Raw genomic sequence first — 14,628 nt, 5'->3', positions numbered from 1 at the left:
TTGCCCCGCGAAGGGGGGCACGCGGTGCCTGGCACCGGCTTCGCCGGTGTTCGCGGGGCAAGCCCGCTCCCACAAAGACCCAGCGATCTCAGGCGTTACCGGACAGCTTCAGGCGCGCCGCCTGGGTGAAGTCCAGCATGCGATTCAGCGGCTTGATCGCCTTGGGCACCAGGGCCGGGTCGACAAAAATCTCGTTGCTGCCATTACGCAGGCAGTCCAGCACCCGCTCCAGGGTGTTCATCGCCATCCACGGGCAGTGCGCACAGCTGCGGCATGCCGCACCGTTGCCAGCGGTGGGGGCTTCGACAAACGCCTTGTCCGGGCACAACTGCTGCATCTTGTAGAAGATGCCGCGGTCGGTGGCGACGATGAAGGTCTTGTTTGGCAGGGTTTGCGCCGCCTTGATCAGTTGGCTGGTGGACCCCACCGCATCGGCCAACTCGATCACCGCTTCAGGCGACTCGGGGTGCACCAGGATCGCTGCGTCCGGGTACAGCGCCTTCATGTCGGCCAGCTGGCGCGACTTGAACTCTTCGTGAACGATGCAGGCACCGTCCCACAGCAGCATGTCGGCACCGGTCTGCTTCTGGATGTAACGACCCAGGTGCTGGTCTGGGCCCCAGATGATGGTTTCGCCGTTATCCATCAGGCTTTCGACGATTTCGAGCGCGCAGCTTGAAGTCACCACCCAGTCGGCACGGGCCTTCACGGCAGCCGAAGTGTTGGCATAGACCACCACAGTGCGCTCGGGGTGCTGGTCGCAGAAGGCTGAGAACTCTTCAACCGGGCAGCCCAGGTCGAGCGAGCAGGTGGCCTCCAGGGTGGGCATCAGCACGCGTTTTTCCGGGGTGAGGATTTTTGCGGTTTCGCCCATGAAGCGCACACCGGCCACGATCACCGTTTCGGCCGGGTGATTTTTGCCAAAGCGGGCCATCTCCAGCGAATCGGACACGCAGCCACCGGTTTCTTCAGCCAAGGCCTGGATGACAGGGTCGCAGTAATAGTGGGCAACCAGCACGGCGTTCTGGGCCTTGAGCTCGGCAGCGATGGCCGCACGGTATTCGGCCTCCTGCTCGGCTGTCAGCGGGTTGGGCTGCTTGGCGTCGAGGTGAGCCTGAACCAACAGGCGTTCGGAAATCTGGGTCATGATCGCTGGACCTGCAGGCGCGCGCGCGCATCAAATCGAGTGTATCACCCGGCCCTGACAGATCGGCTAAGGGTGCCGGACGGCACGCAGGCCGCCACGGCCCTCTGCGGGCGCGGATTATTATCGGAGGCCGAAGGCTACAGACAATCCAGCGATTACTAAAGTGGTTTTTGTGTTGTCACCCGAGCGACTGCAATGAGCGTTGTGTAGGAGCAGCCCTTTCGACTCAAGGCCGCTCCTACAAAACAGCGTTGCCTGACAAAGCGGGTGTCAACCCTGCGGCGACAGTGCTGCCAGGTGCGCTGCCATGAGCATGGCAAACGCTTCCACGGTCATTTTCCTGCCGTTGAAGTCGACCATGCCATCGGCATAGTGCAGGCTGCTCACCACATCGTTGCCTTCAACGGTGGCCAGGCCACTTTGCAGCGCCATCATGCCGACCATCTCCCCCGCCTGGCTAGATTGCATGGCAATCGCCTGGGCATCAGTCTGGCCATCCAGCAGCGCCTGCAAGGTCGCCAGGTCACCCATCATCGGCTTGGAGAGCGATAGCTTGCCCTTCACCTCGGTGATCAGTTGCTTGCTCAACTGGTCTGGCGGCAGATCGAAGCTGGCTGGGGCGGCGAAGGCCATCGACAGGTTGAAACGGCTCTCGCCATTGGCGGTCTTGAACGCCAGGTTTTCTATCGCCACCTTGGGCCTGGCGGCCAGCAGTTGCCGCAGGTCGCCCTGGAATTTGGCCTTCTCAGCGTCGTCCATGCGGATCTGCGGTACAGGCTGGCCAGCGGCAGACGCTGCCTCGAACTCCGGCAAGTGCGCCTGGTACCACTTCGACAACGCCTGCAATGCCGGTGCGTTGACCGAGGTGACACTCACCACCATCTGCGCCTTGCCCACCGCACGGCCATCCCAGGTCATGTCGCCGACCTTGTACTCCACGCGACCGCCCACGGTATCCGGGCCATCGAGGGCTTGCAGGACATTCTGCTCCAGGCCCTTGATCAGCAGCACCTGCTGTTTCGGCCCCAGGGTGACCTTGGTTTCGGCCAGCGCCAGGTCGACGTTACCCACATAGACAGTGTCGTGCGGGGTGGCGGCCAAGTTGCCGCCAACCTTCAGGCCTTTGAGTTCGAACGTGGCAGGCGGCTGATCATCGCGCACAAGTTTCATCACGAAACGGTCGGCCTGCCCGTGGAATTTCGAAGCCTTGCCCTCCTTGTCGCCACTGACCTCCAGCTGCATACCCGAGAAGTCGAGGCTGTTGCCGTCCGCCTCGTCAAGCTTGACCGGCGCCAGCCGGACCTGGCTGGCCACACTGCCGCCGTACCCCAGGCTGGTCTGTGCACTGATCGGGGCCTGCTCGCCTGCGGCAGCGAACCACGCGGCAGTGGCATCGTCCTTCTGCAAGGTGCTGTTGCTGACCGCCATCACTGGCATCAGCTTCAACGCCTTTACCCGCGACCAGGGAAAGGGGCCGTGCTCAATCTGGTCGGTCACGCCCACGTCGAAATTCACCACCTCGCCTTCACCCAGGTTTATGTCGCGGGCCTTGAGCCGGTACTGGGCGGTAGTGCTGAAGAAATGCTGCTCCAGCGATACCCGTTCGATGCTCATGCTGCCGCCGGTGGTCACCAGGGCCTTCTTGAGTTCGGCGTTGCTGCGGGCAACGGCGTTGTCCAGTTCGGCTGGCAGTTGCTTGCCGGTGTACCAGGCGCCAGCGGTAGATGCGACGGCAATGGCGATCGCCAGGCCGGAAAGAATGCCAACTGATTTCTTCATGAATAGAACCGATTGTCCGTAAGGGCTTCATTGGGCGAGCAAAGGCCACGCAGGAGGCGAAGATTAACACTGCGATGGAAGACGAGGGCCAGCCTTCACCGAGAAATCCATTTTTCAGAACCATCTGACACGCATCCACGGGAGGCACATTCGTTAATTTTTACGAACATTCAAATTGATCAAAACCGCAAAAAAACGCGCAAAAACCGAACAAAACCCCTTATAAATCGATAAATATTTCAATTCAGTAACATCTTGTCATGTTTAACTTGACACCAACCTACCCATCGTTTTTTATTTTCACCACTTAGCGCGTCCCCCGCGCCTTCTGCTGCTCCTACAAAAAAGGTGAACAACATGGAGCCCACCCGCTCGCCCTTGCCGCATGCGCAATACACCGTGCCCGCCGTTTACGCCCAGCACCAGGAGCCATGTCAGCATGCAGCCTGATCACAGCGCTTCCGGCAACGGCCAACTTCGCAAAACCCTGCGCCTCTGGCACGTGATCATCATTGGCCTGGCCTACCTGACCCCAATGACCGTGTTCGACACCTTCGGCATCGTCAGCGGCATCACCGCCGGCCATGTGCCCAGCGCCTACATCCTGGCGCTGGCGGGCATCCTGTTCACCGCCGTAAGCTACGGCACCCTGGTAAAACGCTTTCCGCAGTCGGGCTCGGCGTATACCTACACACAACGTGCGATCAGCCCGCATGTGGGCTTCCTGGTCGGCTGGTCGTCGCTGCTGGATTACCTGCTGCTGCCGATGGTCAACGCGCTGCTGGCCAAGCTGTACCTCTCGGCCATGTTCCCTGAAGTACCAGAATGGCTGTGGGTCGTCGGCTTCGTCACCTTGATCAGCCTGATCAACATGCGCAGCGTGAACCTGGTGGCGCACTTCAACCTGCTGTTTGTAGGCGTTCAGGTGGCGATCATCGCCGTGTTCATCTACTTGTGCGTGCGCGGCCTGGGCCAGGGTGAAGGGCTGGGCACCACCTGGAGCTTGCTGCCGTTCGCCGACAGCCAGACCCACCTCAGCGCGCTGGCTGCCGGTGCCACCATCCTGTGCTTCTCGTTCCTGGGCTTCGACGCGGTCACCTGCCTGTCCGAAGAAACCCGTGACCCGGCCAAGACGATCCCACGGGCGATCTTCCTGACCGCACTGATCGGTGGCGTGGTGTTCATCACCGTGTCGTACTTCATCCAGGCCTACTTCCCGACCATGGCGCGCTTCCACGACCAGGAAGCGGCCCTGCCGGAAATCGCCCTGTACGTCGGCGGCAAGCTGTTCCAGTCGGTATTCATCGCCTGCACCGTGATCAACACCATCGCGTCTGGCCTGGCTTCGCAAACCAGCGTGTCGCGCCTGCTGTACGTGATGGGCCGCGACAACGTGATCCCCGCCAGCCTCTTTGCCCGCCTGCACTCGCGCTACAAGACGCCGGTGCTGAACATTGCGGTGGTGGGGCTGATTTCGCTGTCAGCGATCTTCTTCGACCTGGTTACCGCGACCTCGATCATCAACTTCGGCGCACTGGTCGCATTCAGCTTCGTCAACCTGTCGGTGATCAACCACTGCTACCTGCGCGAAGGCAACCGCAAAGGCCTGGCCAACCAACTGAAGTACCTGGTGCTGCCTACCATCGGCTTCTGCATCATCGTCTCGCTGTGGCTGGACCTGAATGTGCACTCGCTGATGTTTGGCGGCATCTGGGCAACGCTCGGGTTGATCTACCTGGGCTGGCTGACCAAAGCCTTCCGGTCGGCACCGCCCAACTACATCGCCGAATGACCCCTGCTGCCGACAACGCCCGCGCCTGACCGCGGGCGTTGTACTTGCCCGAAAAGGAATGCCTCATGCCGCTGCGTCGCCTCTCCATCCAGTGGAAGATCACCCTGCTCGCCGGCCTGTGCCTGCTGGCCATCGTCGCCTTGCTGGTGGCCACCTCGCTGACCCAGGCGCAGCGCAGCGCTGCCTTGGTCAGCCAGGCCAGCACCGCCATGCTCGACAACAGTGCGCGCCAGCGCCTGCAGGCCCACGCGCAAACCCAGGCCCTGCGGGTGCAGCGCTACTTCATGGACGCCTATCAGTACGCCAATGGCTTTGCCCGCCTGGTGCAGGTACTCAAGGCCCGAGGCGGCAGTGACCTGCGCACCGAGCTGACGCGCCAGGCCCGTGCCAGCCTGGCCGGCAACCCGGATGTAATCGGCCTGTACCTGGTGTTCCAGCCCAATGCGCTGGACCAGCAGGACAGCCAGCACCTTGGCCAGGAGGCGATGGGTAGCAATGAACGCGGGCGTTTCTCGTTGTACTGGTCACAACCGCGCCCCGGCGCCCTGGAACTTGAAGCCATGCCGGAAGCCATGCTTGGCGATGCCAGCATTGGCAGCAACGGCGCAGCGAAGAACCGTTGGCTGACCTGCCCGCAGGACACCGCCACTACCTGCATGCTCGAACCGTACCTCGACGAGGTCAATGGCCGTCAGGTGCTGATGACCAGCATCGCCCTGCCACTGCTGGAACAGGGCAAGGTTGTCGGCGTGGTCGGCCTGGACATTGGCCTGGCCAACCTGCAGCAACTGAGCCTGGACGGCCGCCGCGAGCTGTTCGATGGCCAGGGCCATGTGAGTATTGCCAGCGCAGCCGGCCTGCTGGCTGGCAACAGTCGTGACGCCAGCGTGCTCGGTAAGCCCATGGACAATGCAGTAGCCGACGGCCTGCTGCGCGTGGCCCACCCCTTCGCCCCGATCCCTGGCGCAGCCCCTTGGCAGGTGTTGCTGGAACTGCCGGAAAGCGTGCTGCAGGCACCCGCCGTAGCCCTCAACCAGCGCCTGGACGCCCATAGCCAGAATGCCAACCTCAACAGCCTGCTGATCGGCCTTGGCGCTGCCATCGCAGGCTTGCTGCTGGTGTGGTTGACCGCACGCGGCGTCACCCGGCCAATACTGGCCGTGGCCGCACGCCTGCAAGATATTGCCAGCGGCGAAGGCGACCTCACGCGCCGCCTGGACTACGCCCGCCAGGACGAACTGGGCCAGCTCACCCACTGGTTCAACCGCTTCCTCGACAAACTGCAACCCGTCATCGCTCAGGTCAAGGGCTCGCTGCAGGAGGCCCGCGGCACCGCCGACCAGTCTGCCGCCATCGCCAGCCAGACCAGCAACGGCATGCAGCAGCAGCACCGTGAAATCGAGCAAGTGGCCACGGCGGCCAACGAGATGAGCGCCACCGCCCTGGATGTTGCACACAATGCCTCACAGGCGGCCCAGGCCGCACGGGCCGCCGACCAGGCCAGCCGCGAAGGCCTGCAACTGATCGACAGCACCCGCCAGGGCATCGATCGCCTGGCCGCCGGCATGAACACTGCCATGGACGAGGCCCGCGCACTGGAGGGTCGCAGCGGCCAGATAGGCTCGGTGCTGGAGGTGATTCGCACCATCGCCGAGCAGACCAACCTGCTGGCACTCAATGCAGCCATCGAAGCCGCCCGTGCGGGCGAAGCCGGGCGTGGTTTTGCCGTGGTCGCCGATGAGGTGCGCGGCCTGGCCCAGCGCACGCAGGTGTCGGTGGAGGAAATTCGCCAGGTCATCGAAGGCCTGCAGCAAGGCACCCAAGATGTCGTGGGCGCCATGCACGAAGGCCAGCGCCAGGCCCAGGCCAGCGCGGCACGCATGGAACAGGCGCTGCCTGCACTGCAGCGCATTGGCGAGGCGGTGACTGTGATCAGCGACATGAACCTGCAGATTGCCTCTGCGGCCGAAGAACAGAGCGCGGTGGCCGAGGAAGTGAACCGTAACGTGGCAGGCATCCGGGATGTGACAGAATCACTGGCTGGCCAGGCCGACGAATCGGCGCGCATCAGCCAGGCGCTGAACCGGCTGGCCAACCAGCAACAGGCGCTGATGGAGCAATTCCGCGTCTAACCTGCAAGGGCCCTTTCGCGGGCACGCCCGCTCCCACAGGTGCGTGGTCGCCTTCCAGGCCAACGCAGGCTCGGCGGGAGCGGGCGTGCCCGCGAAGAAGCCCGTACAGCCACCACAGCATTATCGTTTTTACTGAGCACACGTCATGCAAACCGCAACCCGATCCACCTTCTTCGACATCACCAGCGAACAGGGCCTGTTACGCACCTCGATTGCCGTCACCCTGTTCATCGCCACCATCGGCATCGCCTTCGGCCTGGCCTCCGGCTCATTCTCCATCGTCTTCGACGGCGTGTACTCGCTGGTCGACGCCAGCATGAGCGGCCTTTCACTTGTAGTGGTCAAGCTGATTACCTCGCACACCACCAGCGTGCAGATGTCACGCAAGCTGCGTGAGCGTTTCACCATGGGCTTCTGGCACCTGGAACCGATGGTCCTGGCACTCAACGGCATCCTGCTTAGCGGCGTGGCCATCTACGCGTTGATCAACGCCGTCAGCAGCCTGTTGCAAGGCGGGCGTCACCTGGAGTTCGGTATTGCCATGGTCTATGCCGTGCTGACCGTAATCACCTGCGTGACCATCGCCGTCGTCGAAGCCCGCGCCAACCGCAAGCTGAAGTCAGACTTCGTGCGCATGGACGTCAAGGGCTGGGTGATGTCGGCCAGCATCACCGCCGCGTTGCTGATCGCCTTCTGCTTTGGTTACGCGGTGCAAGGCACATCGCTGGAGTGGGTGTCGCCGTACATCGACCCGGCGGTGCTGGCGCTGGTGTGCCTGGTGATCATTCCGCTGCCGCTGTCGGTGGTCCGCCAGGCGCTGTCTGAAATCTTTCTGGTTACCCCCGGCGACCTCAAGCTGCACGTCGATGAAGTGGCCAAGGCCTTTGTCGCCCGCCACGGGCTGCAGTCGTACCGTGCCTATGTCGCCAAGGTTGGGCGCTCACGAGAGATTGAGCTGTATTTCATCGTGCCAAAGACAATGGCCGCAAAGACCATCGATGAATGGGATACGTGGCGCAACGAGATTGGTGATGCAGTAGGCGGTGAAGGGCCGGACCGCTGGCTGACGGTGGTATTCACAGGCGACCCCGAGTGGGCCGAGTAAGCTGGGGGCGCTGTGCGCCCCAAGATCGCGAAAACGAAAAAGCCCGCGACCATTTCTGGTAGCGGGCTTTGACGTACTGCGTATGGTGGGTCGTGTAGGATTCGAACCTACGACCAATTGGTTAAAAGCCAACTGCTCTACCAACTGAGCTAACGACCCGATTGATGGCGCGTATAATACTGATTTCTAAAGAGAAATCAATACCCCATCACAGTTTTTTCAAACATACCGCGTAGGGTCTGGTACCTCAGCCGCCTTGAAGCCGTCGGCGCGCAGGCGGCAGCTGTCGCATTTGCCACAGGCGCGGCCATCATCGTCGGCCTGGTAGCAGGAAACGGTCAGGCTGTAATCCACGCCACGGGCCATGCCGGCCTGCACGATCTGCGCCTTGCTCATGTTTTGCAGCGGCGCCTGAATACGGAAGCCCTGCCCTTCTACGCCCGCCTTGGTAGCCAGGTTGGCCATGCGCTCGAAGGCTTCGACAAACTCGGGACGGCAATCGGGATAACCGGAGTAATCCACGGCATTGACGCCGATGAAGATGTCACGCGCCTCCAGCACTTCTGCCCAGCCCAGGGCCAGCGACAGGAACACGGTATTTCGCGCCGGCACGTAGGTGACCGGGATGCCTTCGCTTGGGGCTTCAGGTACGTCGATGCTGCTGTCGGTCAACGCCGAACCACCGATACCGTCGAGGTTCAGGCCGATTACCTTGTGCTCGACCACGCCCAGGTCCCGGGCGACACGGGCAGCTGCATTCAGCTCGGCACGGTGGCGTTGGCCATAGTCGAAGCTCATGGTGTAGCAGCTGTAGCCTTCGGCCTTGGCCATGGCTACGACGGTGGCGGAATCAAGGCCGCCAGACAGCAGGATTACTGCGCGTTTCTCAGTCATGTGCTTTTACTCTCAATCAACGTCCGGGTTCGTCGTTCCACAGCAGCTTGTGCAACTGCAGCTGGAAACGTACGGGCAGGTTGTCGGCAACGATCCAGTCGGCCAGGTCGCTTGCGCTCACCTGGTGGTGGCTTGGCGAAAACAGCACCTCGCCGGCGCGCTCGGCCAGGTTGTACTGGATCAACTTGGAGACAGCCCAGTCATAGTCCTCGCGCGAGCAGATGACGAACTTGACCTGGTCGTTGCGGGTGAGCTGCTCGATGTTCTCGTAGCGGTTACGGTGGGACTCTTCCGACCCAGGGGTCTTGAGGTCGACCACACGGCTGACGCGCACATCGGTGCCCGAGATATCCAGGGCGCCACTGGTCTCCAGCGAGACCTCATAGCCGGCGTCGCACAGTCGTTGCAGCAACGGCAAGGCATTCGGCTGGGCCAGCGGCTCGCCACCTGTCACGCACACGTAGCGAGGCTTGAAGCCGGCAACCTGCTCAAGGATCGAATCGAGGGTACGAACAGTGCCGCCAGTGAAGGCATAGGCACTGTCGCAGTACTGGCAGCGCAGGGGGCAGCCGGTAAGGCGCACGAATACGGTGGGCAGGCCAGCCGTTCGCGTTTCACCCTGCAAAGAGTAAAAGACTTCTGTGATGCGTAATGTGTCTTGCATGCTCGCCACGGGCGTGACAGCTAAACAGGCTGTCCGCCTCCGTCAGGCACTGTCGCGGACTCGACATGGCGTTATCCGCAGCAGCGTGTTTACGAAAAAAGGGCAGTGATTCTAACGAAAAAACCCGCGACTGGCGCGGGTTTCTTTCGAGCGGTACAGCTGCAGGGCTCAGAGCTTCTGCAAGTCACGCTGGGCCAGCTGCGCGGCGGAGGTGCCGGGGTACTGGGTGATGACCTGCTGCAGGATGCCCTTGACCTTGTCGGTGTGGCCCATGCGGCGCTCGACATCGGCCAGTTTGTACAGCGAATCCGGCACCTTGCTGTGCTTGGGATACTTCTGGCTGACCTGGGCGAAGGCCTGGCTGGCAGCCGGAAGGTCGCCTTTGGCCAGGTTCACTTCACCCAGCCAGTACTGGGCGTTGCCGGCGTACTGGCTGTTGGGGTACTTGCGCAGGAAGGCATTGAAGGCCTGGCTGGCCTTGTCGAAGTCTTTCTGCTTGATCAGGTCGAAAGCAGCATCGTAGTAGAGCTTTTCTTTCGCGGGATCACCAGGCTCGCTACTGGCGGCCGGTTGTTGCGCAGCAGCACCAGCTGCTGCAGCGGGGGCGGCATTTGAAGCACCACCACCGGAGGAATTGTCAGGGGTCGCGGCAGGTGCAGCGCCACTGTTGATGCGACGGTCCAGGTCCTGGTATCGCTCCAGGTTTTCCTGCTTCATGCGCGACACATCGTTCTGCAGCTCTTCGATGATGCCTTGCTGGCGGGAAAGCTGGTCCTGCATCTGTTGCAGCTGCATGAACAGCTGGCCCTGTGCAGAGGCAGGGGCCGAAGCCCCTGACCCGGCATAGGCGCCGCTCGTGCCATAACCCACAGGCGGATAGCTGCCTGCGTTGTCATCTACTACAGGGACCTCAGCCCAGGCCGCGAGCGGCAGGCTGAGTGCGAGGACGGTTACTACACGGCGGCACATACGCATAAGAACTTACTTACGCAGTTCTACGCGACGGTTCTGAGCCCAGGATTGCTCGTCGTTGCCAGTGGCAACAGGACGCTCTTCACCGTAGGAGACCAGTTCCAGCTGAGCAGGGGAAACACCCTGCAGAACCAGGTAGCGTTGAACGGCCTTGGCACGACGCTCACCCAGAGCCATGTTGTACTCGCGGGTGCCGCGCTCGTCGGTGTTGCCTTCCAGGACAACGCGGTTGCCGTTGGACTTCAGGTCCTTGGCGTGAACGTCCAGAGCGCGCATGGCTTCTGGCTTCAGGTCCGAGCTGTCGTATTCGAAGTAGAAGGTGGTGATTGCGCGCAGGGCGGCTTCTTCGCTCAGGGAGCCGTCAACAGCGCCAGTGTTGGCACCGTAGCCAGCGTTCGGATCTACAGCAGCGCCTTCGCCTGCGTTGTCACCGCCCTTCGAGGAGCAACCTACAGCTACAGCCATGGCCAGAGCCAGCGCAGCGAATTTACCAAACTTCAGCATTTCCATCGTGAAACTCCTAATGAAACCCCAGTGTGTTAAGCAAAACGTATTACGCCGCAATCAGTTCAGGTAAGGGGACCAGGACGGTTCTCTGACTTCGCCTTGAGCGGTAGGAAGTGGGAGCCTCACGCGGCCATTAAGCGACACGAGCATCAAGACTCCCCGGCCCTGCTGGCGGGTGGCGTAGATTAGCATGGTGCCGTTTGGCGCAACAGTGGGAGACTCATCAAGACTTGTTTCCGAGAGAATCTTTACACTTCCGCGTTGCAAGTCCTGTGCCGCCACTTTGAAGTTGGTAAAGCCCTGTTGGCGATGGATCATCACCAGGGTCTTTTCGTCAGCCGACAGTTTCGGGTTGGCGTTGTAGTTACCCACGAAGGTGACGCGCTCGGCACCACCACCGCTGACCGATTGTTTGTAGATCTGCGGCTTGCCGCCACGGTCGGACGTGAAGTAAAGGGTATTGCCGTCTTTACCCCAGAACGGCTCGGTGTTGATACCCGGGCCTGCGGTAACTCGGCTGATCTGGCGCGACGCCACGTTCATCACATAGATGTCAGGGTTGCCGTCCTTCGACAGCACGAACGCCAGGCGCGAACCATCAGGCGACCAGGCTGGCGCACCGTTCAGGCCTTCGAAGTTGGTCACCTGCTCGCGGCGGCCAGTGTCGATGTTCTGAATGAAGATGCGCGGACGCTTCTGCTCGAACGACACATAGGCGATACGCTTGCCATCCGGTGCAAAGCGAGGCGACAGGATCGGCTCGCGCGATTGCAGCAGGGTGACCGCACGCGCACCGTCGTAGTCCGAACGCTGCAGCGTGTAGCGGGTGTTGTTGGTGGAGAAACGCTCGGCGGTCACGTACAGCATACGGGTTGAGAACGCGCCCTTGATGCCGGTGAGCTTCTCGAACGACTGGTCGGCGATGTAGTGCGCCATGTCACGCAACTGGTCGGTGCTGCCCGCGACGCTGCCGGTCAGCACTTGCTGCTCGGTGGCGACGTTGAACAGGGCGTACTGCACCTGCAGGCGACCGCCCGATGGCACGATGCTGCCAACCATCACGTACTGGGCACCCAGCGCTTTCCAGTCACGGAAGATGACTTCGCTGGCCTGCGACGGCTGGCTGATCATGTTCTGCCGCGGAATCGGCGAGTAGTAGCCAGAGTTGCGCAGGTCGTTGCCGATGATGTCGGCAATGTCTTCGGGCAGCACGCTGCCGCCTTGCAGACCGAACGGCACTACCGCAATGGGTGTTGCCCGGTCGCTGCCGCTGGTGACCAGGATGTTCTTTTCCTCTGCCACCGCCATGCCTGCCACGCAGCAGAGCATGACCAGCAGTCCTCTCAGACGTTTAATCACAACGCTAGATCCTCAGGTGTAAATGTCATCTTGAACGAACGATATTGGTTGAAATCGCTCGGCTTCATACCCTGCATCTCGGTCAAACGACCAATGTTCTTCACCGCAGCCACCGCCGAACTGTCATACGGGCCGTCACCACTGGAACGGGCCACGCTGACACTGGTGATGGTGCCGTCCGGCAACATGTTGATCTGCAGGACCACCGTCATGCCCTTGCGCGCGGAAGGCGGACGTGCCCAGCCCTCGGCCGCGCGCATGCGGATCAGGTCGTCGAAGTCGCCGGCCACCTGGTCACCCTGCTCGTCGGCCAGCGCCTGCTGCCGCTCGGTGGTGTCGGACAACAGCTCGGCCAAGGCCTGGGCTTTTTTGTCTTCTGCCGCCTTGCGGGCCGCTTCCTGTGCCTTTTTCTTCTGGGCGTCTGCAGCGGCCTTTTTCTTGGCCTCTTCAGCTGCCTTTTTCTTGGCGTCCTCGGCCGCCGCTTTCTTCTTGGCGTCCTCGGCTGCTTTCTTCTTGGCCTCTTCGGCTGCCTTTTTCTTGGCGTCCTCGGCGGCTTGCTTCTTCGCCTCTTCAGCGGCCTCTTTCTTGGCCTCTTCTTCGGCTTTTTTCTTGGCTTCTTCCTCGGCCTTTTTCTTGGCGATGTCGGCCTGCTGCTTCTCGGCGGCCTTCTTAGCCTCTTCGGCCTTCTTGGCTTCTGCGGCTTTCTTGGCCTCGGTAGCCTTGGCGGCTTCGGCAGCCTTGGCAGCGTCCTCGGCTTTTTTCGCCTCGGCGGCTTCGCGAGCCTCTTCGGCCTTTTGAGCGGCGTCGGCCTTCTTTTGTTCCGCGGCCTTCACGGCCTCCTGTTCGACCTTCTTCTGCTCCAGTTGCTCGACCTCGGTCTGGCGCGAAGCGGTTTTCTTCGCCTCCCCGGCAATCTTCTGATTGGTCTGGGTGGTCGCCTGGCTCTTGGATTTGAGCTGGTACAGGGTAGCCTGAACAATCGGCTTGGAAGGCGGCAGTTCTGGCGTCATGGCAAAACTGACGAACAGCATGGCGAACACCAGCACATGCAGGCCGATGGCCCAGACACTGGGCCAGAAGTAGCTTTCCGAGGCGGATGGCTCTCGCTGTTGCATCAGGGCGCCTCGGTAATCAGGCCAACGTTACCGACACCGGCCTTCTGCAACCCGCCCATGGCACCCATGACCGCGCCATAGTCGACAGCCTTGTCGCCACGAATGAACACCTGGGTTTGCTTGCCCTGGTCACGGCCGGCAGCAATGATCTTGGTCACTGCATTGGTCATGTCAGGCAAGGTCATGGCCTTGTCCATCTGCTTGTCGGTATCGACTTCGCTGCCAAGGTTCCAGTAGTAGGTTTTGTCGGCCTTGATGGAAATGGTGAGGATCTGGACGTTGTTGTCCTGCGGCAAGGCTTCACTGGAAACCTTGGGCAGGTCGACCTTCACGCCCTGGTTGAGCATGGGCGCCGTCACCATGAAGATGACCAGCAGCACCAGCATCACGTCGATGTAGGGCACCACGTTCATCTCGGCGACGGGCTTGCGTTTGTGGCGAACTCGGGCCATGGGCTTCTACCTGATTACTCTTCGCTGGTGTGCACTTTGCGGTGCAGGATCGCCTGGAACTCGTCGGCGAAGGTGTAGTAACGACCGATCAGCACTTCGCTGCGCGCGGCAAAACGGTTGTAGGCGATTACCGCCGGGATTGCTGCAAACAGGCCAATGGCGGTGGCGATCAGCGCTTCGGCGATCCCCGGGGCAACGGTTGCCAGGGTGGCCTGCTGGGCACTGGCCAGGCCGCGGAAGGAGTTCATGATGCCCCATACGGTACCAAACAGGCCGATGTACGGGCTGGTGGAACCGACGGTGGCCAGGAACGGCAGGCTCTGCTCGAGTTTTTCTTCCTCGCGCGAGATGGCAACGCGCATGGCACGGCCAACGCCTTCCATGACCGCGTCAGGGTCAACGCCCGGCTGCTGACGCAGGCGCGAGAACTCTTTGAAGCCGGCACGGAAGACCTGCTCCACGCCAGAATCCGGGTCGGGGTTGCTGCCTGCCTGGCGGTACAGCTTGGACAGGTCGATGCCCGACCAGAAGCGCTCCTCGAAGGCATCCAGCGCACGACGACCAGCGCGCAGCATGGTGCTGCGCTGAAAGATCATGATCCATGAGGTGACCGAGGCGGCCACCAGAATCAGCATTACCAGCTGTACCACCACGCTGGCATTGCTGACCAGACTCCACATGGAGGTATGGTCGACGACGTTAGCTTCCAC

Annotated in this window: 13 protein-coding genes and 1 tRNA gene; 3 read left to right on the top strand and 11 right to left on the bottom strand. The window is 61.6% G+C overall.

From position 1 onward, the window contains the following. Window positions 1-88 precede the first annotated feature (88 nt). Both nadA and J3A71_RS07155 read right to left on the bottom strand, forming a co-directional pair. A complete protein-coding gene (gene nadA, locus J3A71_RS07160; protein WP_016488643.1) occupies window positions 89-1,147 on the bottom strand; it encodes a quinolinate synthase NadA in 1,059 nt (352 codons plus the stop codon). 270 nt (window positions 1,148-1,417) lie between these two features. After that, complete coding sequence (locus J3A71_RS07155) at window positions 1,418-2,926, bottom strand: YdgA family protein (protein WP_096426663.1); 1,509 nt, start codon at window positions 2,924-2,926, stop codon at window positions 1,418-1,420. Between the two features lie 439 nt (window positions 2,927-3,365). On the opposite strand from J3A71_RS07155, the gene J3A71_RS07150 reads away from it, so the two are divergent. The 3 genes from J3A71_RS07150 (at window position 3,366) to J3A71_RS07140 (ending at window position 7,955) form a co-directional block, all read left to right on the top strand. After that, complete coding sequence (locus tag J3A71_RS07150) at window positions 3,366-4,718, top strand: APC family permease (protein ID WP_096426664.1); 1,353 nt, start codon at window positions 3,366-3,368, stop codon at window positions 4,716-4,718. 65 nt (window positions 4,719-4,783) lie between these two features. Further along, on the top strand, window positions 4,784-6,850 hold the full coding sequence (locus J3A71_RS07145; RefSeq protein ID WP_096426665.1) for a methyl-accepting chemotaxis protein: 2,067 nt from the start codon (window positions 4,784-4,786) through the stop codon (window positions 6,848-6,850). Between the two features lie 145 nt (window positions 6,851-6,995). Beyond that, window positions 6,996-7,955 carry a cation transporter gene (locus J3A71_RS07140; RefSeq protein ID WP_016488647.1) on the top strand — a complete coding sequence of 320 codons (960 nt, stop codon included), beginning with the start codon at window positions 6,996-6,998 and terminating at the stop codon, window positions 7,953-7,955. A gap of 83 nt (window positions 7,956-8,038) precedes the next feature. On the opposite strand, the gene J3A71_RS07135 is transcribed toward J3A71_RS07140, so the two are convergent. From J3A71_RS07135 to tolQ, 9 genes are all read right to left on the bottom strand, one after another. Further along, a tRNA-Lys gene (locus J3A71_RS07135) sits at window positions 8,039-8,114 on the bottom strand. 60 nt (window positions 8,115-8,174) lie between these two features. Then, window positions 8,175-8,849, bottom strand: a complete 675-nt coding sequence (gene queC / locus J3A71_RS07130) for a 7-cyano-7-deazaguanine synthase QueC (RefSeq protein WP_016488648.1) — start codon at window positions 8,847-8,849, stop codon at window positions 8,175-8,177. A gap of 16 nt (window positions 8,850-8,865) precedes the next feature. After that, window positions 8,866-9,513, bottom strand: coding sequence for a 7-carboxy-7-deazaguanine synthase QueE (queE, locus tag J3A71_RS07125; RefSeq protein ID WP_016488649.1), 648 nt, complete (start codon window positions 9,511-9,513; stop codon window positions 8,866-8,868). 168 nt (window positions 9,514-9,681) lie between these two features. Then, on the bottom strand, window positions 9,682-10,488 hold the full coding sequence (ybgF, locus tag J3A71_RS07120) for a tol-pal system protein YbgF (RefSeq protein WP_016488650.1): 807 nt from the start codon (window positions 10,486-10,488) through the stop codon (window positions 9,682-9,684). Between the two features lie 6 nt (window positions 10,489-10,494). Further along, the gene (pal, locus tag J3A71_RS07115) at window positions 10,495-10,995 is read right to left on the bottom strand and encodes a peptidoglycan-associated lipoprotein Pal (protein WP_012273762.1); all 501 of its coding nucleotides are present in this window, start codon (window positions 10,993-10,995) and stop codon (window positions 10,495-10,497) included. Between the two features lie 54 nt (window positions 10,996-11,049). Then, window positions 11,050-12,321 carry a Tol-Pal system beta propeller repeat protein TolB gene (gene tolB / locus J3A71_RS07110; RefSeq protein ID WP_012273763.1) on the bottom strand — a complete coding sequence of 424 codons (1,272 nt, stop codon included), beginning with the start codon at window positions 12,319-12,321 and terminating at the stop codon, window positions 11,050-11,052. A gap of 26 nt (window positions 12,322-12,347) precedes the next feature. Further along, on the bottom strand, window positions 12,348-13,466 hold the full coding sequence (gene tolA, locus J3A71_RS07105; protein WP_016488651.1) for a cell envelope integrity protein TolA: 1,119 nt from the start codon (window positions 13,464-13,466) through the stop codon (window positions 12,348-12,350). Further along, window positions 13,466-13,918 (bottom strand): protein TolR, encoded by a 453-nt coding sequence (gene tolR / locus J3A71_RS07100; protein ID WP_012273765.1) that lies wholly within the window; start codon window positions 13,916-13,918, stop codon window positions 13,466-13,468. Before tolR ends, tolA begins: the two co-directional genes overlap by 1 nt. Window positions 13,919-13,932: 14 nt before the next feature. Then, on the bottom strand, window positions 13,933-14,628 hold the full coding sequence (tolQ, locus tag J3A71_RS07095) for a protein TolQ (protein ID WP_008090219.1): 696 nt from the start codon (window positions 14,626-14,628) through the stop codon (window positions 13,933-13,935).

It is taken from the genome of Pseudomonas sp. PvP089, from assembly GCF_017875165.1.
Lineage (GTDB): Bacteria > Pseudomonadota > Gammaproteobacteria > Pseudomonadales > Pseudomonadaceae > Aquipseudomonas > Aquipseudomonas fortuita.
This window is presented reverse-complemented; position numbering and strand designations above follow the sequence as displayed.

Bases quoted from the DNA above. Each gene is read 5' to 3' on its own strand.
- nadA (WP_016488643.1), bottom strand. From the start codon at position 1,147: ATGACCCAGATTTCCGAACGCCTGTTGGTTCAGGCTCACCTCGACGCC.
- J3A71_RS07155 (WP_096426663.1), bottom strand. From the start codon at position 2,926: ATGAAGAAATCAGTTGGCATTCTTTCCGGCCTGGCGATCGCCATTGCC.
- J3A71_RS07150 (WP_096426664.1), top strand. From the start codon at position 3,366: ATGCAGCCTGATCACAGCGCTTCCGGCAACGGCCAACTTCGCAAAACC.
- J3A71_RS07145 (WP_096426665.1), top strand. From the start codon at position 4,784: ATGCCGCTGCGTCGCCTCTCCATCCAGTGGAAGATCACCCTGCTCGCC.
- J3A71_RS07140 (WP_016488647.1), top strand. From the start codon at position 6,996: ATGCAAACCGCAACCCGATCCACCTTCTTCGACATCACCAGCGAACAG.
- queC (WP_016488648.1), bottom strand. From the start codon at position 8,849: ATGACTGAGAAACGCGCAGTAATCCTGCTGTCTGGCGGCCTTGATTCC.
- queE (WP_016488649.1), bottom strand. From the start codon at position 9,513: ATGCAAGACACATTACGCATCACAGAAGTCTTTTACTCTTTGCAGGGT.
- ybgF (WP_016488650.1), bottom strand. From the start codon at position 10,488: ATGCGTATGTGCCGCCGTGTAGTAACCGTCCTCGCACTCAGCCTGCCG.
- pal (WP_012273762.1), bottom strand. From the start codon at position 10,995: ATGGAAATGCTGAAGTTTGGTAAATTCGCTGCGCTGGCTCTGGCCATG.
- tolB (WP_012273763.1), bottom strand. From the start codon at position 12,321: ATGCTCTGCTGCGTGGCAGGCATGGCGGTGGCAGAGGAAAAGAACATC.
- tolA (WP_016488651.1), bottom strand. From the start codon at position 13,466: ATGCAACAGCGAGAGCCATCCGCCTCGGAAAGCTACTTCTGGCCCAGT.
- tolR (WP_012273765.1), bottom strand. From the start codon at position 13,918: ATGGCCCGAGTTCGCCACAAACGCAAGCCCGTCGCCGAGATGAACGTG.